Source organism: Rhizobium sp. IY2, from assembly GCF_047532935.1.
In the GTDB taxonomy this organism is placed as follows: Bacteria; Pseudomonadota; Alphaproteobacteria; order Rhizobiales; family Rhizobiaceae; genus Rhizobium; species Rhizobium anhuiense.
The window spans coordinates 1,201,620-1,225,623 of sequence record NZ_JBLKNU010000001.1; the positions used below are offsets into that span (position 1 = coordinate 1,201,620).

26 protein-coding genes and 1 tRNA gene are annotated in these 24,004 nt (G+C 61.2%); 11 read left to right on the forward strand and 16 right to left on the reverse strand.

Annotation, left to right across the window (positions count from 1 at the left end; translation table 11 throughout):
- The first annotated feature begins 8 nt into the window (after positions 1-8).
- The 4 genes from ACMUVN_RS05855 to ACMUVN_RS05870 all read left to right on the forward strand — a co-directional run bounded on the left by ACMUVN_RS05855 (position 9) and on the right by ACMUVN_RS05870 (position 3,431).
- The gene (locus ACMUVN_RS05855; protein WP_132571868.1) at positions 9-794 is read left to right on the forward strand and encodes an ATP12 family chaperone protein; all 786 of its coding nucleotides are present in this window, start codon (positions 9-11) and stop codon (positions 792-794) included.
- A 67-nt stretch (positions 795-861) separates the two neighbouring features.
- Positions 862-1,320: a hypothetical protein gene (locus ACMUVN_RS05860; RefSeq protein ID WP_047613903.1), complete on the forward strand. Its 459-nt coding sequence runs from the start codon at positions 862-864 to the stop codon at positions 1,318-1,320.
- Between the two features lie 47 nt (positions 1,321-1,367).
- Positions 1,368-2,900 carry an acyl-CoA carboxylase subunit beta gene (locus ACMUVN_RS05865; RefSeq protein WP_063475250.1) on the forward strand — a complete coding sequence of 511 codons (1,533 nt, stop codon included), beginning with the start codon at positions 1,368-1,370 and terminating at the stop codon, positions 2,898-2,900.
- Positions 2,901-3,038: 138 nt separating this feature from the next.
- On the forward strand, positions 3,039-3,431 hold the full coding sequence (locus ACMUVN_RS05870) for a DoxX family protein (protein WP_132571865.1): 393 nt from the start codon (positions 3,039-3,041) through the stop codon (positions 3,429-3,431).
- Positions 3,432-3,473: 42 nt separating this feature from the next.
- Here the strand turns inward: ACMUVN_RS05870 and sugE are convergent, their stop codons facing one another.
- The 8 genes from sugE to ACMUVN_RS05910 all read right to left on the reverse strand — a co-directional run bounded on the left by sugE (position 3,474) and on the right by ACMUVN_RS05910 (position 10,179).
- Positions 3,474-3,788: a quaternary ammonium compound efflux SMR transporter SugE gene (gene sugE, locus ACMUVN_RS05875; protein WP_047609912.1), complete on the reverse strand. Its 315-nt coding sequence runs from the start codon at positions 3,786-3,788 to the stop codon at positions 3,474-3,476.
- A 178-nt stretch (positions 3,789-3,966) separates the two neighbouring features.
- Positions 3,967-4,434, reverse strand: a complete 468-nt coding sequence (locus ACMUVN_RS05880) for a YaiI/YqxD family protein (protein ID WP_047609910.1) — start codon at positions 4,432-4,434, stop codon at positions 3,967-3,969.
- 10 nt (positions 4,435-4,444) lie between these two features.
- Positions 4,445-4,918 (reverse strand): GNAT family N-acetyltransferase, encoded by a 474-nt coding sequence (locus ACMUVN_RS05885; protein WP_414814908.1) that lies wholly within the window; start codon positions 4,916-4,918, stop codon positions 4,445-4,447.
- Positions 4,918-6,045 (reverse strand): S-(hydroxymethyl)glutathione dehydrogenase/class III alcohol dehydrogenase, encoded by a 1,128-nt coding sequence (locus tag ACMUVN_RS05890; protein ID WP_132573274.1) that lies wholly within the window; start codon positions 6,043-6,045, stop codon positions 4,918-4,920. Before ACMUVN_RS05890 ends, ACMUVN_RS05885 begins: the two co-directional genes overlap by 1 nt.
- 114 nt (positions 6,046-6,159) lie before the next feature.
- A complete protein-coding gene (locus tag ACMUVN_RS05895; RefSeq protein WP_414814909.1) occupies positions 6,160-8,169 on the reverse strand; it encodes an acetyl-CoA carboxylase biotin carboxylase subunit in 2,010 nt (669 codons plus the stop codon).
- Positions 8,170-8,244: 75 nt separating this feature from the next.
- Positions 8,245-8,949 (reverse strand): hypothetical protein, encoded by a 705-nt coding sequence (locus ACMUVN_RS05900; protein WP_132571862.1) that lies wholly within the window; start codon positions 8,947-8,949, stop codon positions 8,245-8,247.
- Between the two features lie 97 nt (positions 8,950-9,046).
- The gene (locus ACMUVN_RS05905) at positions 9,047-9,997 is read right to left on the reverse strand and encodes a DMT family transporter (RefSeq protein ID WP_414814910.1); all 951 of its coding nucleotides are present in this window, start codon (positions 9,995-9,997) and stop codon (positions 9,047-9,049) included.
- Positions 9,998-10,094: 97 nt separating this feature from the next.
- Positions 10,095-10,179, reverse strand: a tRNA-Leu gene (locus tag ACMUVN_RS05910).
- A 182-nt stretch (positions 10,180-10,361) separates the two neighbouring features.
- On the opposite strand from ACMUVN_RS05910, the gene lipB reads away from it, so the two are divergent.
- Together lipB and ACMUVN_RS05920 are read left to right on the forward strand one after the other, a co-directional pair.
- Positions 10,362-11,081: a lipoyl(octanoyl) transferase LipB gene (gene lipB / locus ACMUVN_RS05915; RefSeq protein ID WP_047615320.1), complete on the forward strand. Its 720-nt coding sequence runs from the start codon at positions 10,362-10,364 to the stop codon at positions 11,079-11,081.
- Positions 11,082-11,331: 250 nt separating this feature from the next.
- On the forward strand, positions 11,332-11,976 hold the full coding sequence (locus tag ACMUVN_RS05920; protein WP_047615318.1) for a methyltransferase family protein: 645 nt from the start codon (positions 11,332-11,334) through the stop codon (positions 11,974-11,976).
- A gap of 60 nt (positions 11,977-12,036) precedes the next feature.
- Here ACMUVN_RS05920 and ACMUVN_RS05925 read toward each other — a convergent pair whose 3' ends face one another.
- The 3 genes from ACMUVN_RS05925 to ACMUVN_RS05935 all read right to left on the reverse strand — a co-directional run bounded on the left by ACMUVN_RS05925 (position 12,037) and on the right by ACMUVN_RS05935 (position 13,798).
- Positions 12,037-12,402, reverse strand: a complete 366-nt coding sequence (locus tag ACMUVN_RS05925; protein WP_047615317.1) for a hypothetical protein — start codon at positions 12,400-12,402, stop codon at positions 12,037-12,039.
- Between the two features lie 310 nt (positions 12,403-12,712).
- Positions 12,713-13,222 (reverse strand): BON domain-containing protein, encoded by a 510-nt coding sequence (locus tag ACMUVN_RS05930; RefSeq protein WP_048338723.1) that lies wholly within the window; start codon positions 13,220-13,222, stop codon positions 12,713-12,715.
- A gap of 81 nt (positions 13,223-13,303) precedes the next feature.
- Positions 13,304-13,798, reverse strand: a complete 495-nt coding sequence (locus ACMUVN_RS05935) for a peptide deformylase (protein ID WP_097623409.1) — start codon at positions 13,796-13,798, stop codon at positions 13,304-13,306.
- Between the two features lie 254 nt (positions 13,799-14,052).
- Between ACMUVN_RS05935 and mgtE the strand changes: the two genes are divergently transcribed.
- Entirely contained in the window at positions 14,053-15,468 is a 1,416-nt protein-coding gene (gene mgtE, locus ACMUVN_RS05940) for a magnesium transporter (protein WP_047615313.1), read from the forward strand.
- A gap of 63 nt (positions 15,469-15,531) precedes the next feature.
- Positions 15,532-15,924, forward strand: a complete 393-nt coding sequence (locus ACMUVN_RS05945) for a MerR family transcriptional regulator (RefSeq protein WP_018242133.1) — start codon at positions 15,532-15,534, stop codon at positions 15,922-15,924.
- A gap of 24 nt (positions 15,925-15,948) precedes the next feature.
- On the opposite strand, the gene ACMUVN_RS05950 is transcribed toward ACMUVN_RS05945, so the two are convergent.
- Positions 15,949-16,938, reverse strand: coding sequence for a DUF1624 domain-containing protein (locus ACMUVN_RS05950; protein WP_132571856.1), 990 nt, complete (start codon positions 16,936-16,938; stop codon positions 15,949-15,951).
- Complete coding sequence (locus tag ACMUVN_RS05955) at positions 16,938-17,702, reverse strand: DUF599 domain-containing protein (RefSeq protein WP_063473974.1); 765 nt, start codon at positions 17,700-17,702, stop codon at positions 16,938-16,940. The genes ACMUVN_RS05950 and ACMUVN_RS05955 overlap by 1 nt, the downstream gene beginning before the upstream one ends.
- 306 nt (positions 17,703-18,008) lie before the next feature.
- Between ACMUVN_RS05955 and ACMUVN_RS05960 the strand changes: the two genes are divergently transcribed.
- Entirely contained in the window at positions 18,009-19,172 is a 1,164-nt protein-coding gene (locus ACMUVN_RS05960) for an acyltransferase family protein (RefSeq protein ID WP_132571853.1), read from the forward strand.
- A gap of 3 nt (positions 19,173-19,175) precedes the next feature.
- Here the strand turns inward: ACMUVN_RS05960 and ACMUVN_RS05965 are convergent, their stop codons facing one another.
- Entirely contained in the window at positions 19,176-19,613 is a 438-nt protein-coding gene (locus ACMUVN_RS05965) for a VOC family protein (protein WP_047615308.1), read from the reverse strand.
- Positions 19,614-19,912: 299 nt separating this feature from the next.
- On the opposite strand from ACMUVN_RS05965, the gene ACMUVN_RS05970 reads away from it, so the two are divergent.
- Both ACMUVN_RS05970 and ACMUVN_RS05975 read left to right on the forward strand, forming a co-directional pair.
- Positions 19,913-21,316 (forward strand): L-serine ammonia-lyase, encoded by a 1,404-nt coding sequence (locus ACMUVN_RS05970; protein WP_047615306.1) that lies wholly within the window; start codon positions 19,913-19,915, stop codon positions 21,314-21,316.
- 60 nt (positions 21,317-21,376) lie between these two features.
- Positions 21,377-21,814 carry a DUF1489 family protein gene (locus ACMUVN_RS05975; protein WP_047615304.1) on the forward strand — a complete coding sequence of 146 codons (438 nt, stop codon included), beginning with the start codon at positions 21,377-21,379 and terminating at the stop codon, positions 21,812-21,814.
- 80 nt (positions 21,815-21,894) lie between these two features.
- Here ACMUVN_RS05975 and ACMUVN_RS05980 read toward each other — a convergent pair whose 3' ends face one another.
- Both ACMUVN_RS05980 and ACMUVN_RS05985 read right to left on the reverse strand, forming a co-directional pair.
- Entirely contained in the window at positions 21,895-22,170 is a 276-nt protein-coding gene (locus ACMUVN_RS05980; RefSeq protein ID WP_047615302.1) for a hypothetical protein, read from the reverse strand.
- Between the two features lie 113 nt (positions 22,171-22,283).
- Positions 22,284-23,885 (reverse strand): D-alanyl-D-alanine carboxypeptidase, encoded by a 1,602-nt coding sequence (locus ACMUVN_RS05985; RefSeq protein ID WP_132571850.1) that lies wholly within the window; start codon positions 23,883-23,885, stop codon positions 22,284-22,286.
- Positions 23,886-24,004 lie beyond the last annotated feature (119 nt).

Here is a 24,004-nt window from a genome sequence, read left to right on the forward strand (position 1 = left end):
GTGAGCCCATGCGCGATCTGCTGAACGACCTTTCCGAAGGCCTGAGCCATCCCGATCCCATCCGCCGCGCGCAGATCCAGATGAAGAAGCCGCTGCCGAAGCGTTTCTATACCGACGTCTCCATTGCCGAGCACGAGGGCGGTTTTGCGATCACGCTCGACGGCAAGATGGTGCGCACGCCGGCGCGGCAGGTTCTGGCCGTTCCGACAGAGGTGCTGGCGCGGCTTGTCGCGGCCGAATGGCAGGCGCAGGGCGAGGAAATCAATCCGGTGAGCATGCCGGTGACACGGCTCGTCAACACCGCGCTCGACGGCGTTACCGCCAATGCGCAGGCGATTTTCGAGGATATCCTGCGTTTTTCCTCCAGCGACCTGCTCTGCTATCGCGCCGATGGGCCGGAATTGCTGGTCGAGCGGCAGGCGGAGCGCTGGGACCCCGTCATCGACTGGGCGGCAAACGATCTCGGCGCTCGCTTCATCCTTGTCGAAGGGGTGATGCCGCAGGAGCAGCCGCGCGAGGCGACCGCCGCCTTCGCCGTCACGCTCGCCAGATATGACAGCGCGATGGCGCTTGCAGCACTCCACACGGTCACCACGCTCACAGGTTCGGCGATCCTGGCGCTCGCCTTCGCCGAGGGCCGGGTGACGATGGAGGAGGCCTGGTCGCTTGCCCATCTCGACGAGGACTGGACGATCGAGCATTGGGGCAGCGACGAGGAAGCTGAGGAGCGGCGGGCCAAGCGCTTTGCCGAGTTCAAGGCGGCGACGGATGTTTTTTTCGCCCTAAGCGCCTGAAACATATTGCCTTCCCAGGCATTATGGCGAAATCTGCGACTCCAACGGGGTGGTGCGGGATTTTGCAATGAATTGGCTGAGGTCGTGTTTTTGCCGGGCCGCACTCGTCTGTATCGCGCTCACGGCCTGCGTCAGTCTCTCGGGCACGAAGCCGGAGACGCCGGTCTATGATGTGCGCAGCGCCGTCGTTCTCTCCGGCCCGAACATGCCGGCCGAGCTGCTTTCCGGCATCAACGACCGCGTCAACGCCGCGATCAACGCCACGGTGCGCAACACGGTGCTGCCGCGGGTGGTGCTGACGATCCGGGTGGTGTCCGTCGAAAAGGGCCTCGGCTTTCAGAAGGACCGCAACGTCGCCAAGATCAGCATCGACGCCGCCTCGGTCGAGGACGGCTCGGTCATCGCCGTCAGCGCCTTCGACGTGACCAGCATCGCTGCCGATCCCAAGCTTGCCGACGAGATCCTGGCCGAGGACGTTGCAGCAAGGATACGCTCGGTTTTCTCGCTCAGCGGCCGCAGCCGCTAGGACAAATCTACCGCCGGATTGCCGCCCGCAGCGGCGAGGGAGATCGCATGAAGGAAATTCTCGAAGAACTGGAACGGCGCCGCGACATCGCCCGTCTCGGCGGTGGCAAAGCCCGCATCGACGCCCAGCACAAGCGTGGCAAACTGACGGCGCGCGAGCGCATCGACCTTTTCCTCGACGAGGGCTCCTTCGAGGAGTTCGACATGTTCGTCGAACATCGCTCCACCGATTTCGGCATGGACAAGAGCCGTGTTGCCGGCGACGGCGTCGTCACCGGCTGGGGGACGGTCAACGGCCGCACGGTGTTCGTCTTCGCCAAGGACTTCACCGTCTTCGGCGGTTCGCTGTCGGAAGCGCATGCCGAGAAGATCATGAAGGTACAGGACATGGCGCTGAAGAACCGCGCGCCGATCGTCGGCATCTATGATGCGGGCGGCGCCCGTATCCAGGAGGGCGTGGCGGCCCTCGGCGGTTATGCCGAGGTGTTCCAGCGCAATGTGCTGGCTTCCGGCGTCATCCCGCAGATCTCCGTCATCATGGGGCCTTGCGCCGGCGGCGACGTCTATTCGCCTGCGATGACCGATTTCATCTTCATGGTGCGCGATACCTCCTACATGTTCGTCACCGGTCCGGATGTGGTGAAAACCGTGACCAACGAGACAGTGACAGCCGAAGAACTCGGCGGCGCCGTCGTCCATACGGTGCGCTCGTCGATTGCCGACGGCGCCTATGACAATGATGTCGAAACGCTGTTGCAGGTGCGCCGGCTGATCGATTTCCTGCCGCTGTCGAATACCGCGCCGCTGCCGGAGATCGAATGTTACCAGTCGGTGACAGAAGTCGACGCCTCTCTCGACACGCTGGTGCCGGCGAGCGCCAACAAGCCTTACGATATCAAGGAACTGATTCGGAAGGTGGCGGACGAGGGGGATTTCTTCGAGATCCAGGCGAGTTTTGCCGGCAACATCGTCTGCGGTTTCGGCCGCGTCGAAGGCTCCACCGTCGGCTTCGTCGCCAACCAGCCGATGGTGCTGGCCGGGGTGCTCGACAGCGACGCCTCGCGCAAGGCGGCCCGTTTCGTGCGCTTCTGCGACTGCTTCAATATTCCGATCGTCACGTTTGTCGACGTGCCGGGCTTCCTGCCGGGCACGGCGCAGGAATATGGCGGCCTCATCAAGCACGGCGCCAAGCTGCTCTTCGCTTACGCCGAGGCAACGGTGCCGAAGCTCACCGTCATCACCCGCAAAGCCTTCGGGGGTGCCTATGACGTGATGGCGTCGAAGCATCTGCGCGGCGACCTGAACTATGCCTGGCCAACGGCGCAGATCGCCGTGATGGGCGCCAAGGGCGCGGTCGAGATCATTTTCCGCAAGGATATCGCCGATCCCGAGAAGATCGCCGCACATACGAAAATGTACGAGGATCGGTTCCTCTCGCCCTTCGTCGCCGCCGAGCGCGGTTATGTCGACGAGGTGATCATGCCGCATTCGACCCGCAGGCGGCTGGCGCGCGGCCTGAAGATGCTGCGCAACAAGGATCTCGCCAATCCGTGGAAGAAACACGACAACATTCCGCTTTAACGTTTCCGCCGAATAAAGCTGCGCGATCGGGTGTTTACCCGCTGTCGAAAATGTGAACGGCCGTCAGTGATCCGTGTGTTCAATCGCTGACGAGGACGGGCTAACGCTCGGCTGTAATTGTTTTAATGGAGAGGTTTAATGTTAAGTTTCGAGCGTCTTTCTGCCTATCGCCCCTACGGGCTGGCCGCTCTCAGAATCATCACCGCACTGCTGTTCATCGAACACGGCACGATGAAGCTTTTCGGCTTCCCGGCTTCGCAGATGTCCGGCTCGCTGCCGCCGCTGATGCTTTTCGCGGCTCTTCTCGAGCTTATCGGCGGTATCCTCATTCTCATTGGCCTGCTGACGCGCCCTGTCGCTTTCCTGCTCGCCGGCGAAATGGCGGTCGCCTATTTCATGGCGCATGCGCCGAGCAGCTTCTTCCCGGCGGTCAACCAGGGCGACGCCGCGATCCTGTTCTGCTTCGTCTTCCTCTACCTGTTCTTCTCCGGTCCCGGCGCTCTCGCCGTCGACAACCGCAAGACAGTCTGAACCGTAGCTGAGGGACGTCGCCGACGCCCCTCAGCCTCAATCTCAGGCAGTGAGTTTGAGGCCGGCGATACCGCCGACGATCAGCATGATGCAGGCAAGACGGGAGACACTTGCCTCATCGCCAAGCAGCCAGATGCCAAGCAGTACGGTGCCAACCGTGCCGATGCCGGTCCAGACCGCGTAGGCGGTGCCGATCGGCAGGTGCTTTACCGCCAGGCCGAGCAGCACGATGCTGATCACCATGGATATGACGGTCAGCGTGGTCGGCAGCGGCCGCGTGAAACCCTCGGTATATTTAAGACCGATCGCCCAGCCACATTCGAAAAGGCCGGCGAGAAAAAGCAGAAACCAAGCCATACGACTCTCCTTGTTCAAGAGCGAGGCCGTCCCCGCGACGGTTGCATCCTGAGGGATGCCGCAGTCGTCTGCGATGGGGCGTATATGCGTGAGGAGACGGCTTACTTCAAGGTAGGAATCGGCATGGCTGCCATGCCACCCGTTTGTTGCTGACTTGTTTTGCTGGTTGGGGATGCGATCAGCCTTGGCCGCCGGCTTGCGCGGAAAGGCTCTTGGCGCGGCGGCAGAGGCGGTCGAAGGTTTCGAGGAAGCGTGACCGGTCTTTCGGGCTGAAGGCGGCGTTATAGCCCTTGCTCTCGCCGGTTTCACGCAAATGCGCGCCGAGATCGCGCATGGCGCTTGCCATACCGATATTGGTTTCGTCGAAGACGCGCCCGGTCGGGCCGCTGACGAAGGCGCCGGTCGCGACACAGCGCACGGCTAGCGGTACATCGGCGGTGACGACGACATCGCCCGCACCGGCGCGTTCGGCGATCCAGTTGTCGGCGGCGTCGAAGGCATTGGAGACGATGACGTTGTGGATCATCGGATCGCGCGAAGGGCGCAGGCCGGAATTGGCGACGAAGGTCACTTCGAGGCCGTGACGTTCGGCCACCTTGAGGATTTCCGGTTTTACCGGGCACGCATCGGCGTCGACATAGATCATGGCTATATCCTCATGCCGGCTGAATGGCCGGCTGTCTGATCATATCGATATGGGGAATGCCGTCTTCCAGATATTCCTGCGATATCCCGACAAAGCCGAAGGATTCGTAGAAACGGCGCAGATGGGCCTGCGCCGACAAGGCGATCGGATTTGCCGGGTAAAGCCGCTCACAGGCGGTGATCGCTTCGCGCATCAATGCATCGCCCAGCCGCTTGCCGCGATGGGCAGGCGAGACGACGACGCGGCCGATCTTTGATGGATCCCGCGGCTCATACGGTTTCAGGATTCGCGCCGCGCCCAGGAGCTCAGCGTCCTCCAGAAGGCGCAAATGCAGAGCATCGATATCCTTGCCGTCGAGTTCCGGATACGGGCAGTTCTGCTCGACGACAAAAACATCGACGCGCATTCTCATGAGGTCGAAGAGCTCCCGCGCGGGGAGCTCTTCGAGCTTCTTGAGATCGGCCCTGTAGTTGGCTGCAGTCATCAGTACACGACCACGCCGCGGATGGACTTGCCCGCATGCATCAGCTCGAAGCCCTTGTTGATGTCATCAAGCGGCATGGTGTGGGTGATCATCGGATCGATCTGGATCTTGCCCTGCATGTACCAGTCGACGATCTTCGGCACGTCGGTGCGCCCGCGCGCGCCGCCGAAGGCGGTGCCCATCCAGTTGCGGCCGGTGACCAGCTGGAACGGACGGGTGGAGATCTCCTGGCCGGCGCCGGCCACGCCGATGATGATGGACTTGCCCCAGCCGCGATGGCTGGCTTCCAGCGCCTGGCGCATCACCTTGGTGTTGCCGGTGCAGTCGAAAGTGTAGTCGGCGCCGCCGATCAGGTCGCCGTTGCGTTTGGTCAGGTTGACGAGATAGGGCACGATGTCGTCACCGACCTCCTTCGGATTGACGAAGTGGGTCATGCCGAACTTTTCGCCCCATTCCTTGCGATCACTGTTGATATCGACACCGATGATCATGTCGGCGCCGGCAAGCTTCAGGCCCTGCAGCACGTTGAGACCGATGCCGCCGAGACCGAAGACGATCGCCGTCGAACCGATCTCGACCTTGGCGGTGTTGATGACCGCGCCGATGCCGGTGGTGACGCCGCAGCCGATGTAGCAGATCTTGTCGAAGGGGGCGTCGGGATTGACCTTGGCAAGGGCGATCTCCGGCAACACGGTGAAGTTCGAAAAGGTCGAGCAGCCCATATAGTGGTGGATCTTGTCCTTGCCGATCGAGAAGCGGCTGGTGCCATCCGGCATCAGCCCCTGGCCCTGGGTCGCGCGGATCGAGGTGCAGAGATTGGTCTTGCGGGACAGGCAGGAATAGCACTCGCGGCATTCAGGCGTGTAGAGCGGAATGACGTGATCGCCCTTCTTCACCGAGGTGACCCCCGGACCGACATCGACGACGATGCCGGCGCCCTCATGGCCGAGGATGGCCGGAAACAGGCCTTCCGGATCGGCGCCCGACAAAGTGAAATCATCGGTGTGGCAGATGCCCGTCGCCTTGACCTCGACCAGCACTTCGCCGGCCTTCGGCCCTTCCAGCTGCACGGTCATCACTTCGAGCGGTTTTCCGGCCTGAACGGCAACGGCGGCGCGAACGTCCATCTTCATATCTCCCTGCTGATTTTGTTGCTTCCCAGCTGATTTATCGGGCTCGAGCTTGGCATGGTCGACGAACTCGGCTCAAGCAAAAACACCCGGCCGCCCGGTCTTTCCCTTTCAGGCGAATTCCATGATCACGGCATCGACGGCCAGGCTTTCGCCGGCTGCAGCATTGATCTTGGAGACGACGAGATCGCGGTCGGCGCGCAGCACGTTTTCCATCTTCATCGCCTCGACGATCGCAAGCGTCTCACCGGCCTTGACCTCCTGACCCTCGGCAACGGCGATGGCGATGACGAGGCCGGGCATCGGGCAGAGCAGGAGCTTGGAGGTATCGGGCGGCAGCTTCACCGGCATCAGCCTGTCGAGTTCGGCATGACGTGGCGAAAACACCTTGGCCCTCACCGAAAGCCCCTGCCAGTCGATGCGCAACCCGTTGAGAACGGGACGGACCTGCGCGATGATGTCGCGACCGCCGACCTTGCCGCTCCACACAGGGTCTCCCGGTCTCCAGTCGGTGACAACACTCCGGTTCTCGCCCTCGATCGCCATGTCCATATCGAAAGGGATGGTGACGAGACCGTCGAGCAATCTTGCGGCGACGTGGTTGTCGCCGATTTTGACCACCCAGTGCTCGCGCAGCGCGCCCGATGCAGCACGCAGGCGATCGGCGAAACGTTCGCGGCGGTTCGCCTCGATCAGCGATGCGGAAAGCGCGATGGCGGCAAGCACGGCCTCCTCTTGCGACTCCGGTTTCATCGGCGCGAAACCATCGGGATATTCCTCGGCGATGAAGCCCGTGGAAAGCCGGCCCTCGCGCCAGCGGGGATGTTTCATCAGCGCCGCCAGGAAAGGAACATTATGTTCGATGCCGTCGACGACGAAGCCGTCGAGCGCCCGGGCCATGGCCTCGATCGCCTCGAGCCGCGTCGGCGCCCAGGTGCAGAGCTTGGCGATCATCGGATCGTAATACATCGAGATCTCCGCACCCTCGAAGACGCCGGTATCGTTGCGGATGACGACATTGCCGGTCCTGCCTTCCGCCGGCGGGCGGTAGCGCGTCAGGCGGCCGATCGAGGGCAGGAAATTGCGGTAGGGATCTTCGGCATAGAGCCGGCTCTCGATCGCCCAGCCGTCGAGCCTGACATCTCCTTGAGCAAAGGGAAGGGGCTCGCCCGCTGCGACACGGATCATCTGCTCGACGAGATCGATGCCGGTGACGAGTTCGGTCACCGGGTGCTCGACCTGCAGACGGGTGTTCATTTCCAGGAAATAGAAATTGCGGTCGCGGTCGACGATGAACTCGACGGTGCCGGCGCTCTGGTAGTCGACGGCTTTCGCCAAGGCGACCGATTGTTCACCCATCGCCTTGCGGGTTTTTTCGTCGAGGAAAGGCGAGGGCGCCTCTTCCGCGACCTTCTGGTTCCGCCGCTGGATCGAGCATTCGCGTTCGCCGAGGTAGACGACGTTGCCATGTGCATCGGCCAGGACCTGGATCTCGATATGGCGCGGCTCAACGACGAATTTCTCGATGAAGACACGGTCGTCGCCGAATGAGCTCTTCGCCTCCGAGCGGGCGCGCTCGAAGCCGTCGCGCACCTCCGCCTCGTTCCAGGCAATACGCATGCCCTTGCCGCCGCCGCCAGCCGAAGCCTTGATCATGACGGGATAGCCGATCCCGGCTGATATCACTTCCGCATGGACGGCATCCTCGATGATGCCGAGATGGCCGGGCACGGTGGAGACTCCGGCGGCGTTGGCGAATTTCTTCGATTCGATCTTGTCGCCCATCGCCATGATCGCCTTCGGCTTCGGGCCGATGAAGACGATTCCCTGCTTTTCCAACTCGGCGCAGAAGGAGGCGCGTTCGGAGAGGAAGCCGTAGCCCGGATGCACCGCCTCGGCGCCAGTCGCCTTGCAGGCAGCGATGATCTTTTCGGCAACCAGATAACTTTCCGACGCGGCGGCCGGGCCGATATGCACGGCCTCGTCGGCCATCTCGACATGCAGCGCGTCCCGATCCGCATCCGAATAGACCGCGACGGTTTGAATGCCCATGCGGCGCGCAGTCTTGATCACGCGGCAGGCGATTTCGCCGCGATTCGCGATCAGGATTTTCTTGAACATCGAGACTCCACCCAGAAATGCATCCCGGAGTTTTACGCACAAAACACCGGAACGCACAATCAGGCTTGCGGAGGGTCAGGCGACGGCTGCTTCCGAGACGGGTTCTTCGTCGACGATGCGCAGCCAGCGGCTGCGCCGCGGCTCGGCATATTCGCGCAGCTTGACGGCGGCCATGATCCCCGCCCAATGCGGATGATTGGCGCCGGCCAGTGTTGCCTGCTCGATCTGCTGGAGCACGCCGTATTCGACCGGCGAGACCGGGATGATGCCGCCTTCGGCGACGCTTCTGAAGATGCGCATCGCGAAATCGACGTCCTGGCGGGTAATGCCCCGGCGATCGACGGCACGCGACAGCTTGTAGCCACCGATATTGTCGGTGATCGCCAGGCGGACCTGATCGAGGGCGAGCGCTCTCAATTCACCCGGGACATCGGCCGAGACCTCCATGACATGGAGAATGAGCTCGAGTTCCAGCGCCGAGTTGACGACACCATCGGTCGTGAACATGCGCATGATCCAGGCGACGTTGATTTCATCAAGCGAGCCTTGCGGATAGGTATAATGGACGATGAAACCGGCGAGCTGTTCGACGAAGAAAGCGTTCCACGCGGCACATTTTTCAGGGCAGGAATTATTGAGCGCCAACATCGCCACGACATCGTCGGATGTCCGAATGCCATGCGGAAAAGCATGTTTGCGCAACAGTATAATATCTTCGGCCGTCAGCCGATGCTTGCCGGCCACGACACAGGCCGGAAAAGCGAGACGAAATTCGCTCATGTTTTAACTCCAGGCTTCATCATGAAACCGGAGACTGTTTTATCGTCTGCGAATTGACGATCCCTCAAGAAGCGGAGTTAACCCGATATTCCCGGGGTCAGGAGGATTTTAACGATTGCGCCTGCAACCGCTCGCGCCAGATGATGAAGAGGCCTGATGCAACGATGATGAAGATGCCGATCCATTTGGAAAAGCTCGGGAAATCGTTGAACAGCGCATAGCCGAGAACGGTCGCCGAGATGATCTCGAAGTATTGGAACGGCGCAAGCAGCGACAGCGGCGCGAGCCGGAAAGCCCGGACCACCAGCATATGCGCATATCCGGAGATCGTGCCGAGGGCGAGCAACAGGACAAGGCCGAGACCGGAGGAGGGCAGAGAGACGGCAAAATCGGCATTGCCGGAACTGTTGCCGACGAGAAGGGCGGCGGCCATGAACACCGTTCCGCCGATTCCGGCCATCGTCTGCATGGTCAGCGGCGAATCGGCCTCGCCGATGGCGCGGTTGAGGAAGAGATAGAGCGAGAACAGAAAGGCGCAGGCGACCGGCAGCAGCGCCTTCAGGCCGAAAATCTCGTAGCTTGGCTGAATGACGATCATCGCGCCGCCGAATCCGACGACGATCGCTATCCAGCGCCGCCAGCCGACCTTCTCTCCGAGAAACAGCGCCGACAGGGCGGCCAGCATGAAAGGCTCGACGAAATAGATGGCGAAGACATCGGCAAGCGGCATGTATTTGACGGCGACGAAGAACAGCAGGCTCGCGCCCCCATGCAGGGCACCGCGCAGCAGGTTCATCCACGGCCGCCGGGCCGAAAGCGCCTTGAGCCCGAAAAGGGGGAAAAGAATCGGCAGGGTGCAGGCGATCTGGAAGAAGAATCGATAGAAGGTCACCTGACCCGGCGACATCGCCTCGAAGGTCGCCATGTATTTGGCGATCGCATCCATGGTCGGCAGGATGAGCATGGCGCCGGACATGATGGCCATGCCCTGCAGGGAATTTTGATGGGGCTCTGACATGGCTGCTGATTCTTGCGAGGATGACGCCATCAATCACGGCAAAGCCGGGCGATCAAGCCAGGCAGCCGCAAATAGCTTCGAGGTGATGTCGAAATCGTCGCTTAGAAAGCGTTCCCCTGAAGGGAAATGGTGCGGTCGAGAAGACTCGAACTTCCACGGGTTGCCCCACAGCGACCTCAACGCTGCGCGTCTACCAATTCCGCCACGACCGCATCGTGGTAGGTGCCGATTTGCGTCGGCGGGGCAGCATGTAGCAAAAGCATCTGGGGTGCACAAGGGCGATATGACAGTTTTTTTGAAAACCGCTCACAGCATTTGAATTGGCCCCGAAACGGGTCCATATAGCTGTCCTGCCGCCCCTTTTTTGCAGGCATTTCGGGGAGAGCGGCAAGGAATGGCCATGCTTCGCACCGATCTCGAATTCTCCATGCTTCCCCAACCCGGCACCCGCCCGGTACGCTGGCGCATCGCCGATGGCCTCGTTGCCTATGAGGAGGCGGTGGCGACGATGGAGCGCGAGGTGGCGGTGATATCAGATGGCGGAGACGAGCTCGTCTGGCTCGTCGAACATCCGCCGCTCTATACTGCCGGCACCAGCGCCAATGCGAGCGATCTCGTCCAGCCGGACCGTTTTCCGGTCTTTGCGACGGGGCGTGGCGGTGAATATACCTATCATGGACCCGGCCAGCGCGTCGCCTATGTCATGCTCGACCTGAAAAGGCGGCGCCAGGACGTGCGCGCCTTCGTCGCCGCCCTTGAGGATGTCGTCATCCGCACGCTCGACATGATGAATGTTCGTGGCGAAAGACGTGAAGATCGCGTCGGCGTCTGGGTGCGTCGGCCGGAAAAGCCATTGCTGGCGGACGGGACGATGGCCGAGGACAAGATCGCCGCCCTCGGCATAAGGCTGCGCAAATGGGTGACCTTCCACGGACTGTCGCTTAACGTCGATCCGGATCTCGATCATTTCGGCGGGATCGTGCCCTGCGGGATATCAGCCTATGGCGTGACCAGTCTCGTCGATCTTGGCTTGCCCGTGATGATGGCCGATGTCGATATCCGGCTGCGCACCGCCTTCGAGTCGGTTTTCGGCGAAACGACGGGCGAGAACTGACTCAGCATGACGGCGACTTGTCCGGGGCAATTTGCATTTTTCCGCGGATCAATGCGTCGCGCGACATGGTAGACGCGCAGTTCTTGAGCGCCCATTTCCCTTCGGACGATGTCGCCTGGCGCATTTTAGGGTCAGGATCAGCAAATCAAATCGCTGCACTGCGAGATGTGGGTGAAGGTCTTAACCTATAATTAGCGGTGGCAAATATATAGGACATCACAACGCGGTGGATGTGGAAGTCTTGCGGACAATGAAAAAAAACTCAGCGGCAAGCTGGTCGATCTTCGATGTGTATTTCGTTCTCGATATTGTCGAGAAGGTCCTCATCGGGTATTTTTTCGTCGCGATCGTCATGCGTGTTCTGCCGCAGATGCAGGATAACCGGGCGATCATCGATTTCCTGCTGATCGTTTCGGAGGGCGCTGCGGCCTTCCTGATCCTGACACGCCGACCGACGAGAAATGCGTCGCTGCGCCTTTTTGACTGGACGGTCACCGCCATCGGCACGCTCTTCCCGCTGCTCGTCTCACCCTCCGCGACCACGCCTCTCGCGCCGCTCGCACTCTGCGGGACGGTGATGGCACTCGGTTTCATCCTGCAGATATCGGCAAAGCTGACATTGCGGCGAAGCTTTGGCTTGGTGCCGGCCAATCGTGGCGTCAAGATCGGCGGACCCTACAAGATTATCCGCCATCCGATGTATGCTGGCTATCTGATGACGCATATCGGCTTCTTCCTGGCCCATCCGAGCTTTTGGAATTTTGCCATCTATGCGACCGCCCTTGCCGCGCAGTGTTTCCGCCTCCTGGCGGAAGAGCGCCTGCTCAAACAGGATCCTGCTTACGAGGCCTTCATGGGCAGAACCCGTTACCGGCTCGTTCCATTCCTATTCTGAAACGACAGACAAATAGATCGAAAAAGAAAGGGCCGATTTCCGGCCCTTTCTTTTATCGGATCAATGCGTTGCCCGGCATGCTTCGGTGCGGGATGCGCCGCTGTCGGCACCCTTGGTGTGGGAGCCCTTGGGGCCAATCATGCTGTGGCACGGAGGCAGGGGGGCGATGCTCGCCGTTGCGGTCTTGTCGACGGCAGGGGTGGCCATGGCGCTCGGGGCGAAACCGTCGCTGTCATTGGTGTAGTCGCTGGAATAGGCCGGGGCCTTGCGGCTGCTGTAATGGACCGGGGCCGGCTTCGACACCGGGCTCGGTGCAAAACCGTCGCTGTCATTGGTGTAGTCGTCGGAATAGGTCGGCTGGGCGAAGGCAGCGCCTGCAAGGCTGACGGCGAACAGGGACGCGGCAAGGGCAAATTTGATGCGCATGGGTCTATCTCCTCAATCTGCTGTTGAATTCCACAACATAAACTAACCCTCGGCACGCACGAGTTCGCGCCCCAATTCAGGCAATTTTGTGAAAAGATGACGACGTAGCCGCGACCTTTTGTCCAAATGAAATCACAGTGTTGTCAACGAAATTGACGTTCTCGTTACGCAAGCCGCCTAAGCAAAATAACAAAATACGGCACTCACAAAAATGGATCGGCCTGCAATCTTAACTTGTTAACTTTTGGTAATGTAGGCGGAGGGGTGGGGAGGCCTTGGCGCCTCCCGCTTATGATCGGTATGTTGGGTGTCAGTCCTCGTTCGGAATATGCGCGTCGACGCCGGTCAGCTGCAGCTTATTGCGGACATCATGGACGCCATCGACCGAAAGCGCGGCGAGTTCGACCTTGCGGGCGATGCCGATCGTCTCCACCGAGCCTTCCAGGGTGATGACGTGACCGTCGGCGTGAACCTCGATGCTGTCGATGTCGACTTCAGGAATGTTTTCGAGATTGTCGTTGACCCGCGCTTCGAGGTCGTCGCTTTCATCGCGGTCGATGGTATCGGCGCGCAGCGAATCCTTCAGGCGATTCTCGTTACCGTCCTCGTCCGTGCCATCGACCCGGAAGCCCCTGTTGGGATCGCTGTCAAAATTGGCTGCGGTCTCGCCATAGGGGCGGTTGGCGGGGTCGGCGCCGGTGCCGTCGGCATAGGGCCAGCCGTCGTCGAGATTGCGTTCCTCGAGGTCGCGATAATCTTCTTCGCGGGAAAGCTCAGGCTTTTCCCGGGAGAACTGGGTCTTGTCACCGATCCTTGCCATTGCAGTCGCTCCTTGTTTTTTGCCGGGTTCCTTTGCTGGAAACGCCGGCATCAGCGAATGGTTCGGTGTGGAGGGGATTTGTCAGGCCGACGTTTTTTCCCATTTCTTCACGAGACGCTCGCGTTTCAGCCGCGAGAGGCGCTGCAGCCAGAAAATGCCGTCGAGTTGGTCGACCTCGTGCTGGATGCAGATGGCGAGGAAATCTTCGGCGGCGTCCTCGTGCATGGCGCCTTCTGCATCCTGATAGCGGAATCGGATCGCTCGCGGGCGCGTGACCTCGTCGGTCGCGCCGGGCATGGAGACGCTGCCTTCGGCATGGCTCATCGTCTCCTTCGAAAACCAGGTGATTTCCGGATTGACGTAGAGACGTACGCCGTCGGCCCTGTTGAGCTCCAGCACGGTCACGCGGCTGAAGACGCCGATATGGGCGGCGGTGATGCCGACGCCGGGCGCGGCCCGCATGGTCGCCAGCAGGTCGTCGGCAAGTGCCGTAAGTGAGGAATCGAAGGCCGTCACCGGCGCGCAGACTGTCTTCAGACCCGGATGCGGATAACGCAGAATCGGACGGATGGGCATGGGGCTGGCTTCCTCTTAGACGGGCTCTGCTTGGACGGGTGAGGAAACTATCGCCGGCCGCAGGCATTGTCATCACGAAGCACGGTTTGCCGCTTTACGACGCGGATGCTTTGGGCTAGCAGGGGCCAAGAATTCCGGCTGCGGGAGCCTCGCGCGGGATTCGCTTATCCGCTTGTTGACAATGTGTTTTCGGCCGACATTTGCGAATGCGGCACGGCAGTCGTTGAAATTCGAACCAGGTGCGAGGGCGGCAGATGACGACCACCGACGGGGAAGACCGCATTCGCAGGCGTCCTGACGGCGAGGAAGCCGATATCTACGATGAGGACGGCAATGTCCGCAGCGATTTCCTGGCGCTCGTCGGCGCCGCTATCGCCGACCGCGACACATTGTTCCTGCGCCAGAACGTTGCCCGGCTGCATGAATCCGAAATAGGCGACCTGCTGGAAGCGATCCAGCCGGATCAGCGCCTGGCGCTGGTGCGCCTGCTCGGCGACGATTTCGACATGACGGCCCTGACCGAGGTCGACGAGGTGATCCGCCGCGAGATCGTCGACCAGATGCCGAACGAGCAGATCGCCGCGGCGATCGGCGAGCTCGATTCGGACGATGCCGTCTACATTCTCGAAGATCTCGACAAGGAAGACCGGGAAGAAATCCTTGCCCAGCTGCCGTTCACCGAACGGGTGCGGTTGCGCCGGGCGCTCGACTATCCCGAAAGCTCGGCCGGGCGCCGCATGCAGACGGAATTCGTCGCGGTGCCGCCGTTCTGGACGGTGGGACAGACGATCGATTACATGCGCGACGAGGAGGATCTGCCCTATTCCTTCTCGCAGATCTTCGTCATCGATCCGACCTTCAAGCTGCTCGGCGCCGTCGATCTCGATCAGATCCTGCGCACCAAGCGGCAGACGAAGATCGAGCAGATCATGCGTGAGACCAACCATCCGGTCCCTGCCGAGATGGACCAGGAGGAGGCCGCTCAGCTTTTCGAGCAGTACGACCTTCTCTCGGCCGCCGTGGTCGACGAGAACGGCCGACTGGTCGGCGTGCTGACCATCGATGACGTCGTCGACGTCATCCACGAGGAGGCCGACGAGGACATCAAGCGCCTCGGCGGCGTCGGCGACGAAGAGCTATCCGACAATGTGCTCTCGACGGCGCGTTCGCGCTTCCTGTGGCTATTAATCAACCTCGGTACGGCGATGCTGTCGGCAAGCGTCATCGGTCTGTTCGACGCCTCGATCGAGAAGATGATCGCACTCGCCGTGCTGATGCCGATCGTCGCCTCGATGGGCGGCAATGCCGGCACGCAGACGATGACGGTGACGGTGCGCGCGCTCGCCACTCGCGATCTCGACATCTACAATGCCGGTCGCATCATCCGCAGAGAGGCGGGCGTCGGCATCCTGAACGGAATCGTCTTCGCAACGATCATGGGCGCGATCGCAGGCACCTGGTTTCACGACTACCAGCTTGGCGGCGTGATTGCGGCGGCGATGATCATCAATCTGATAGCGGCAGCCCTTGCCGGCATCCTGCTGCCGCTGCTGCTCGACAAGGTGGGGGCCGACCCAGCGATCGCCTCTTCCGTCTTCGTCACGACGGTGACGGACTGTACCGGCTTCTTCGCCTTTCTCGGTATCGCCACCTGGTGGTTCGGTATCTGAGCCGCCAAAAATTGACTATTACGTAAAAGTCAATATTATCGTCTGTCCGACGACGGGGAACACATGCCGGTGAACAAGTTTTATAGCATAACGGAACTGACGCGCGAATTCGGGGTCTCGACGCGCACGCTCCGCTTCTACGAGGACGAGGGACTGATCCATCCGGAGCGGCGTGGGCGCACCCGCCTGTTCCGGCAAGCCGACCGGCGGCTCATCGCAGAAATTCTCCGCGGCCGGCGCATCGGTTTCACCATCGCCGAAATCCGCGAGATCATCCAGGTTTACAAGGAGCCGCCGGGCGAACTCGGCCAGCTGAAGCTCCTGATGAAGCGCGTCGATGAGAAGCGTGACGACCTGCGCCAGAAACGCAAGGATATCGACGACACGCTGGCGGAACTCGACGCTATCGAAGAGACCTGCCTCGGCCGCCTGGCCGAAATCGGCGTCACCACCTGATCACGCGCGGTATTGTCGGCGAATTCATTCAGCCTCGGCGCTGCATTCTGCGGCAATTGTCTGGACCCGCTCGTCGTTCTGTATATCGATCGCGCCCGCCTGAAGTGGCGTGAACAGGGCCTGCGCCTGCAATTTCTCCAGCGTGCACTGGCAGAAGCTGCGGCAGAGAGCTTCGCCCTGCTGCATGACGCAGGAGGCGTTGCATTGCCTTAGGTAAGTCGCAACCGGATCAGGCGCCTGCGGTGGGACCACGAGGGAAAGCCCATAGGCGATACCGATCAATACCGGCTGGTGGATGAGGTAAAAGGCAAGGCTGTGGCGGCCAAGCCTTGCCGGCCACCAGGAACCGGTGCCGATGGCGGCAAGCCGGTGCAGCAGTCTGGTTCTGATGGCGATCGAGGCAATACTTAAACCAGCGAAGAAGGGCGTTGCCCAGGGAAACAGCGGCACGTAGTCGTTGGATCGTTCCGGCATCACCGCAAGGCCGATCCAGGCGAGATATCGGGGATCGAAGAAGGACGAGCGAAGCAGGCCGGGTGGACCGAAATTATCGGTGATCCAGGCGGCAAAGAGCGCGAGCGTGGCGATAAGGGTGAAGGCAAGCGGCAGTCTCAAAAAAACAACGCCGATAAGGGTGAGCACCGCGATACAATGCAGGATGCCGAAATAGATCCACTCGTCCGGCATCGCGATGCGCGTGGCGATCGAGATTGCCGCGGCTGCCGCGGCGATCATGCCGAAGCGCTTCCAGAAGGAGGGCCAGCGAATCTCGGGCTTGCTCGAGAGCACCAGGCTGATGCCGACGATGAAGAGAAAGGTCGTGGCGATCGCCCGGGCATAGATCTTCAGCCAGCCGGTCTCGGCCGTGCCCGGCGCGAGATAGCCCATGAACTCCATATCCCAGCTGAAATGGTAGCTCGCCATGGCGATCAGCGCGACGCCGCGCGCCGTATCCAATAGACCGATGCGCGGCGGTTTTGTCACCACATCGGTTTCCGTTGCCGGCAATGTCATCAAAGTCCCTCGGGCAAATCACGTCCGCCGCTTGACGGCTTGTCGCGGCGAATAGCAGAAAGGTTGAGATTTGATGGCGGGCCGGCATCCATGATCGCCAGTCGCGCCTCCGAGAAGAACTGCCGCCGCGCCAGCACGAAGATGACGATCGCCGTGGTCAGCATGAAGACATAAGGGTTGATGAACCAGCCGAGATAGCCGATCGACAGGAAGATCGCCCGGAGGCCCTCGTTGAAATTACTGCCGGCAATGACGTTCATGCGGATGACGCGTTCGGCGGCCCGCTCGGCGGCGATGACGTCGCGCTCGGTGTCGCGCATCATTGGGATCGAGCCGAACAGGATGGTGCAGTAGTTGAACAGCCGGTAGGACCAGCCGAATTTGAAGAAGGCGTAGCCGAAAAGCGCAGCCAGCCCGCCGACCTTCATCTCGAAAACGGCGTGGCCGCCATGAAAGACGAAAGGCAGGTCGGCGAAGACGGCGTCGACCTTCTCGGTCGCGCCGAGCAAGGCAAAGCAACTGCCGATCGCGAAGATCGAGGTGGATGCGAAGAAGGCGGTGCCGTTCTGCAAGCCGGCCATGATCTGCGTGTCGATCATCTTCAGGTCGCGGCGCAGCGAATTGTAGATCCATTCCCGGCGCCGTTCGGTCATCGCATGGGTCAGGCTGGTGCGTCCGAAGAAGGTGCGGCCGTGCAGCAGCCAGGAATAGCCCATCCAGACGCAGGCAAAGAAGGCCAGAGCGATATAATCCGCCGTCGTCATCAGTGATTCAGTCTCCGCATGAACGCGGCCACTATGCCGCAAGTCGGATTGTGCCGCATGGCCGAGTTCGGCGGGTATACGCGGGCTTTTGGCCATGCGGCACTTCGGCATAATAGAGCCGTCGGGAAACGACAAGGCTTAGTGGACAACCGACCGGCATCTTCCGGAGGGAGCGCGCTGAAATCCGTGTTATCAACGAGCTTGCGTGGCAACCGGCAGACGAGAGCGCACCGCGTTAACCGCTTGTAAAGTTGTCGTGGCCAATTGTTCAGGACTGAACCTGAACAGCTGATTCAAAAGTGACCCATGAGCCGGCCGGATTACATCCCGAGTCTCGATGGCCTGCGCGGTGTCGCTGCGCTTCTGGTCGTTGGAGCCCATATTGGCTTTATCTTTCCAATCACAGCTCCGCATCTCGTGTCGATGGGCGACGAAGCTGTCGGTTTGTTTTTTGCTCTTAGCGGCTTCCTGATGGCTCATCTCTACGGCTCACGGCCGGTCACGAGAGAAAACGTGTTGGATTTTCTTGTGAGCCGCTTTGCCCGCATCTACCCGGTCTATCTGGCGGCCGTCGTTCTGGTAGCGATGCTGTCGAGCGTGCAAAATCTGGATTTTGTTCAGCCGATCGCGGGCGGCGCGGATTTTGTGCGCCATGTCTTTCTTCTCGGCTCCAGTGGTGTTTTCTGGTCGATACCACCTGAGATCCAATTCTATCTGCTCTTTCCCGTCCTGTGGCTTTGCTTGGCCCAGCCGCAACGCTATAGCGGCATGATTGTGGGCCTGACCGTGGTCGTCGTCGTGGACGGACTGGTTGAATTGCCAGGCCCGGGAATATTGCTCGTCTCCAAGCTCCCTTATTTTCTTTTCGGCGCACTTGCCGGAATGACACATTCCTACTGGAGCAGCTGGATTCCCTCGACCCTCACGGGAATTTCAACGCTTTTCCTTCTGGCGGTGTTTTTCACTTACAGGCATATCTTCCCGGGCTTTTCCCCTGAATTCTGGAGCCTGCAAAGCGCGGTGGCCGCAGCCGTCATCGTCGGGCTCGTCGCTCGACAACCCCCCATCGCTGCAGATGTCCTGGCAGCTGCACCAGTACGGTTTCTCGGGAAGATCAGCTTTTCACTTTACCTTTTCCATGTCCCCATAATGTTCCTGGCGCGTCTGACTTTTGATGCGTCGGTACCCGAACCGGCGCTCATCGTGGCGACGCTTTTCGTAGCGGTAGCCGGGGCATGGTTCATCCACGAGACGATCGAGGCTCCCGGTCGTCGGCTGCTGGTCAGGCTATGGCAGAATAATCGCACGCGCATGGTTCCGCACGAAACGCCGGCCGATGAAATGGATCGCGCGATCGTCAACCTGCAAGAGATCGAAAAGCGCCTGCTGCACGGCGCTATGCCCGAAACCCAGGATGGGGCCGACGGCACGGTCATTCAGGATAGTCGCGACGAGAAGCTTCGCGCATAGTGCTCAGTTGAGCTCTTGGGCGAGTCCGATGAGAAGCCCTCCAAGCCCGCGGATGTAGCAGAGCCGATACGCGTCTTTATACTGCACGACTTCGCCCACGAGTTGCGCGCCGCGCTTGCGGAGCCTTTCAAGCGTCTCGTCGATATCATCGACCGTGAACATGACGCGAAGGTAGCCCAGAGCGTTCACCGGGGCATTGCGGTGATCCGCGACAGTGGGTGGCGTGAGGAAGCGGGAGAGTTCGAGCCGGCTGTGACCGTCCGGCGTGCGCATCATGGCAATCTCGACGCGCTGATCGCCCAGTCCAGTGACACGTCCGGCCCATTCTCCTTCGATCGTGGTCCGCCCTTCGAGCTCGAGACCGAGCTCGCCAAAGAAATCAATCGCCTCTCCGAGGTCGTCGACGACGATTCCTACGTTGTCCATCCGTTTGAGCGCCATGCGTTCAATTTACAATGTGTCGTCTCGTCTAACAACGGACAAGTTGTGCAAACCTTCCCATTTGAAATGCTATAGTGACTGACAAGGCGGACCGCTTGGTTTGGCGCATAACCCCGAAAATCGGATTCGATTTTCGGAAAGGATTATGCGCAAACTCAAAGTGCTGGAGCGTCCCATTGGACGCGGGACGCTCTCGTGTGCACCGAATGTCGCACCGGCTTCATGCGATGTCGGTGTGCCGCGCGGATTTTAAACCGGCCCGGCTTAAGCTTGCATCCTTGTATTCAGAAGGCGCCCCCATGTTTCTCTCGGTATTCGATGTCTTCAAGATCGGTGTCGGGCCGTCGAGTTCGCACACGATGGGTCCGATGTCGGCGGCCAACCGGTTTCTCGAGCTGATTTTGTCGAGTGAATGGCCGCGCCCGTCGTCGGGCGCACAGGTCGCAGCCATCAAGGTCAGCCTGCACGGCTCGCTCGCCCATACCGGTATCGGCCACGGCACGGGCAGGGCGGTCATTCTCGGGCTGATGGGCGAGGCGCCCGACAGCGTCGATCCTGACAAAATGGACGGCATCATCGATACTGTGGAGCGGACCGGCCGCATCACGCCGGCAGGCCATCCCGCCTATCAGTTCCAGCCGAAGACCGACCTGATCTTCGACAAGAAACAGCCGTTGCCCGGCCACGCCAACGGCATGATCTTCTCGGCCTATGACAGGGATGGCCGGCTGCTCCTCAAGCGCATCTATTATTCGGTCGGCGGCGGCTTCGTCGTCACCGACACCGAGCTCGAACAGATGCGGGCGAAGAAGAACGCGGCCGGCGGAACCCGCGTCCCCTATCCCTTCGCCACCGCCAAGCAGATGCTTGAGATGGCGGAGCGCTCCGGACTGTCGATCGCGCAGATGAAGCGGGCGAACGAAGAAAGCCAGCGTAGCCGCGAGGAGCTCGATCAGGGCCTCGACCGCATCTGGGAAGCGATGCGCTCCTGCATCGAGCGCGGCCTCAAGGTCGAGGGCATCATGCCCGGCGGCCTCAACGTCAAGCGTCGCGCCCGCCGGATTCACGACAAGCTCGAGGAGGAGTGGCGCAGCAACCGCGTCAACCCGCTGCTCGCTAACGACTGGCTCAGCGTCTATGCGATGGCCGTCAACGAGGAGAATGCAGCCGGCGGGCGCGTCGTCACGGCGCCGACCAACGGGGCGGCCGGTGTCATTCCAGCGACGATCCGCTATTACGAACATTTCCACGAGGACTGGGATCAGGACGGTATTCGCGACTACCTGCTGACGGCGGCTGCCATCGGCGGCATCATCAAGCACAATGCGTCGATTTCTGGCGCCGAGGTCGGCTGTCAGGGCGAGGTCGGGTCGGCGGCGGCGATGGCGGCCGCGGGCCTTGCCGCGGTCATGGGCGGTACGCCGGAGCAGATCGAGAATGCCGCCGAGATCGCGCTCGAACACCATCTCGGCATGACCTGCGATCCGATCGCGGGCCTGGTGCAGGTTCCCTGTATCGAGCGCAACGCGCTCGGCGCGGTCAAGGCGGTCACCGCGGCATCACTTGCCGTCAAGGGCGACGGCCAGCATTTCGTGCCGCTAGATGCCTGTATCGAGACGATGCGCCAGACCGGCCACGACATGAGCGAGAAATACAAGGAAACATCGACCGGGGGACTCGCCGTCAATGTCGTCGAATGCTGAGTTTGTGGACGCTGGAAGCTTGCTCTTGACGCTCGCTGCCAAAAGGATTTCAACGGCAGCATGGCATTGCATCTCATCAAACTCTGTGTCGGCGCCGACTCGATAGACGATCTGCGCGAATGGGTGGCGGAACGCGCGCTGCGCGCCATTGCCGCCGGCCTCGAGCCGCATTCGGTGCATACGACGCGCATGGTGCCGAAACGCATGGAGGAGCTGCTTGACGGCGGTTCGCTCTATTGGGTGATCAAAGGGCAGGTGCAGGCACGGCAGAAGCTGCTCGGCATCGAGACCTTCACGGACGGCGAGGGGATTTCGCGCTGCCGCCTGGTGCTCGGCCCGGAGGTCATCGAGACGGCGGTGCAGCCGAAGCGTCCCTTCCAGGGCTGGCGTTATTACACTGAGGACGACGTGCCGCGCGACCTGACAAGCCTTGGCGCCGGCATTGCCGAAATGCCCGCGGATCTTCGCCGCGAGCTTACGGAGCTTGGCCTGCTGTAAGCCCGTAAATCAGAAACAATTTCCGAACGATTTATGCGTGTGGCAGCCGTCCGATCGGAGACGCTGCCACTCTCCGCAATTCAGCGCAGGCGCAACTGCACCGGCGCGCTGCCGTCCGGCGAGGTCACATGCAGGTGGATCCGGGCTTCGGGCTGGGAATAGCGCCAGGCGCGCGCGCCATGGCAAAGCAGCAGATTAATGAGATCCCGGGTCTTCGGAGATTTCGCCTTCGGCCGCTGCAGGCCGATCTCGGCCAGGCGCAAAGCCGCCTCGTGCAGCGGATGCAGAGATGAGCGCCCTTTGGTCGCCGTGCGGCGGTCTGAAGGCACTCCCGGAAAATTCTCATTGATCGCCATTGTTTTCCCCGTACGCAATACTGATCGAGTTCAAGAATTGTGGCCGGAAACGCAAACACCGATTCCGGCCGTTACCGATGCCGCCGGCCATCTTGCAGGCAGCATCGAATAGCTCATTGGGCAGCCGCCCAGCACTTGATGCCGGCCTTCTTCAAGGCCTTGCAGGCGTTAACCGCATCGCGCTGGTCGTCGAAGCCACCAAAGCGGGCGCGGTAAAGCTGGTCACCTCCAGCGGCGTAGGCGACTGCGAAAGGCTTTGCCGAGGCCAGTGCCTTGCCGCCCTTGCTCTTGGCGCTTTCCAGAAGGTCCATGGCCATCTGCCGGCTCGGCGAGACGCCGACCTGCACGACCCAGCCGGTCGGGCCGTTGCTGATTGAAGCAGCACGAGTCGGGGAGGGAGTGGTCGAAGCGGTCGTGACGTTATCGACAGCGGTATCGCCCTGTTCCGGCGCCATGGAGGCGGGCGCCGGCGTCGGTACCGTGACCGAGGCCTGCTGCTTGAAGGTCATGGTCTTGACCTTGGTCGGCGCCGGCATCGGCTGTGCTACCAGCGGATTGTCGGATTTCGACTGAGCGGTCTCGGCATAAGCGACTTCGGTCTCGGCGACCTGATAGCGGGCATCCGGCATCGGCCCCTTATGCGGCAGGCTGAGATCGGCAGCGGCGGCAGAGACCGGCGGCTGCGCTGCGGTGATCGTCTTTGCGACCTGCTGTTGGGCCATTTGCGGCTGAGCTTTCTGCTGGGCCTTCTGCGGCTGGACCGGAGCAGGTGTTTCGATCATCGCCGGGGCAGGGGCTGCCTGGGCGATCAGCGCCGACGATCCACCGCGGCTCGATGCCTTCGGCAGGTAGGTGGCGATCAGATTGCGCATCTGGGCATCGCGGGCAGGCGTCGAGGCGCCGCCGAGCACAACACCGACGATCGATTTGCCGTCGACCTGCACCGAGCTCACCAGGTTGAAGCCGGCAGCGCGGGTGTATCCGGTCTTAATGCCGTCGACACCGCGCACCGAACCGACGAGGCGGTTGTGGCTGCGGATCGTGCGGCTGCCGAACTTGAAGGCGCGGGTGGAGAAATAGCCGTAATATTGCGGGAAATGCTGACGAAGCGCGATGCCGAGGCGGGCCTGATCGCGGGCCGTCGTCATCTGCGCCGTATTCGGCAGGCCGTTGGCGTTGCGGTAGGTGGTGCGGGTCATGCCGAGCGCATGCGCCTTGGCGGTCATCAGCTGGGCGAAGCGATCCTCACTGCCGCCGCCGAGCATTTCGCCGAGTGCGGTTGCGGCATCATTGGCCGACAGGGTGACGAGGCCGAGAATGCCCTGCTCGACGGTGATCGTGCCGCCGGCGCGCACGCCGAGCTTGGTCGGCGCCTGGGCTGCCGCATGGGCGGAGAAGGGAACCGGTGTATCGAGACGGATGCGACCCTGCTCCAGCGCCTCGAAGGTCATGTAGAGGGTCATCATCTTGGTCAGGGAGGCGGGGTATTGCAGCCGGTCGGCATTCTCGCTGTAGAGAACGTTGCCGGTCTTGGCGTCGACGACGATGCCCGCATATTTCGGGTTCGCCGCTTCCGCGTCGGCATTCACCGAATCGACCAGGACGATCGTGACAGCCACCGAAAGGATCGCCAGCAGCTTTGCGAAAAAGCTGCCGGATCGGGACGATGATACGGAGGAGACTGACCTTGACACTATTCCACTCTTCGCTTGCATTTTCAGATATTTGGCATTTCGGATATTGGGGCAGGAACCGCACACCTCCCGCCGCACAGCTCGTCTTTCAAAATTACCGGTTGGGCGTTACCAATCCGTTTATGATGAATCGTTTATTT

Coding starts and splice junctions, on each gene's coding strand:
- ACMUVN_RS05855 (WP_132571868.1), top strand. CDS start 9: ATGCGCGATCTGCTGAACGACCTTTCCGAAGGCCTGAGCCATCCCGAT.
- ACMUVN_RS05860 (WP_047613903.1), top strand. CDS start 862: ATGAATTGGCTGAGGTCGTGTTTTTGCCGGGCCGCACTCGTCTGTATC.
- ACMUVN_RS05865 (WP_063475250.1), top strand. CDS start 1,368: ATGAAGGAAATTCTCGAAGAACTGGAACGGCGCCGCGACATCGCCCGT.
- ACMUVN_RS05870 (WP_132571865.1), top strand. CDS start 3,039: ATGTTAAGTTTCGAGCGTCTTTCTGCCTATCGCCCCTACGGGCTGGCC.
- sugE (WP_047609912.1), bottom strand. CDS start 3,788: ATGGCTTGGTTTCTGCTTTTTCTCGCCGGCCTTTTCGAATGTGGCTGG.
- ACMUVN_RS05880 (WP_047609910.1), bottom strand. CDS start 4,434: ATGATCTATGTCGACGCCGATGCGTGCCCGGTAAAACCGGAAATCCTC.
- ACMUVN_RS05885 (WP_414814908.1), bottom strand. CDS start 4,918: ATGACTGCAGCCAACTACAGGGCCGATCTCAAGAAGCTCGAAGAGCTC.
- ACMUVN_RS05890 (WP_132573274.1), bottom strand. CDS start 6,045: ATGGACGTTCGCGCCGCCGTTGCCGTTCAGGCCGGAAAACCGCTCGAA.
- ACMUVN_RS05895 (WP_414814909.1), bottom strand. CDS start 8,169: ATGTTCAAGAAAATCCTGATCGCGAATCGCGGCGAAATCGCCTGCCGC.
- ACMUVN_RS05900 (WP_132571862.1), bottom strand. CDS start 8,949: ATGAGCGAATTTCGTCTCGCTTTTCCGGCCTGTGTCGTGGCCGGCAAG.
- ACMUVN_RS05905 (WP_414814910.1), bottom strand. CDS start 9,997: ATGGCGTCATCCTCGCAAGAATCAGCAGCCATGTCAGAGCCCCATCAA.
- lipB (WP_047615320.1), top strand. CDS start 10,362: ATGGCCATGCTTCGCACCGATCTCGAATTCTCCATGCTTCCCCAACCC.
- ACMUVN_RS05920 (WP_047615318.1), top strand. CDS start 11,332: ATGAAAAAAAACTCAGCGGCAAGCTGGTCGATCTTCGATGTGTATTTC.
- ACMUVN_RS05925 (WP_047615317.1), bottom strand. CDS start 12,402: ATGCGCATCAAATTTGCCCTTGCCGCGTCCCTGTTCGCCGTCAGCCTT.
- ACMUVN_RS05930 (WP_048338723.1), bottom strand. CDS start 13,222: ATGGCAAGGATCGGTGACAAGACCCAGTTCTCCCGGGAAAAGCCTGAG.
- ACMUVN_RS05935 (WP_097623409.1), bottom strand. CDS start 13,798: ATGCCCATCCGTCCGATTCTGCGTTATCCGCATCCGGGTCTGAAGACA.
- mgtE (WP_047615313.1), top strand. CDS start 14,053: ATGACGACCACCGACGGGGAAGACCGCATTCGCAGGCGTCCTGACGGC.
- ACMUVN_RS05945 (WP_018242133.1), top strand. CDS start 15,532: ATGCCGGTGAACAAGTTTTATAGCATAACGGAACTGACGCGCGAATTC.
- ACMUVN_RS05950 (WP_132571856.1), bottom strand. CDS start 16,938: ATGACATTGCCGGCAACGGAAACCGATGTGGTGACAAAACCGCCGCGC.
- ACMUVN_RS05955 (WP_063473974.1), bottom strand. CDS start 17,702: ATGACGACGGCGGATTATATCGCTCTGGCCTTCTTTGCCTGCGTCTGG.
- ACMUVN_RS05960 (WP_132571853.1), top strand. CDS start 18,009: ATGAGCCGGCCGGATTACATCCCGAGTCTCGATGGCCTGCGCGGTGTC.
- ACMUVN_RS05965 (WP_047615308.1), bottom strand. CDS start 19,613: ATGGCGCTCAAACGGATGGACAACGTAGGAATCGTCGTCGACGACCTC.
- ACMUVN_RS05970 (WP_047615306.1), top strand. CDS start 19,913: ATGTTTCTCTCGGTATTCGATGTCTTCAAGATCGGTGTCGGGCCGTCG.
- ACMUVN_RS05975 (WP_047615304.1), top strand. CDS start 21,377: ATGGCATTGCATCTCATCAAACTCTGTGTCGGCGCCGACTCGATAGAC.
- ACMUVN_RS05980 (WP_047615302.1), bottom strand. CDS start 22,170: ATGGCGATCAATGAGAATTTTCCGGGAGTGCCTTCAGACCGCCGCACG.
- ACMUVN_RS05985 (WP_132571850.1), bottom strand. CDS start 23,885: ATGCAAGCGAAGAGTGGAATAGTGTCAAGGTCAGTCTCCTCCGTATCA.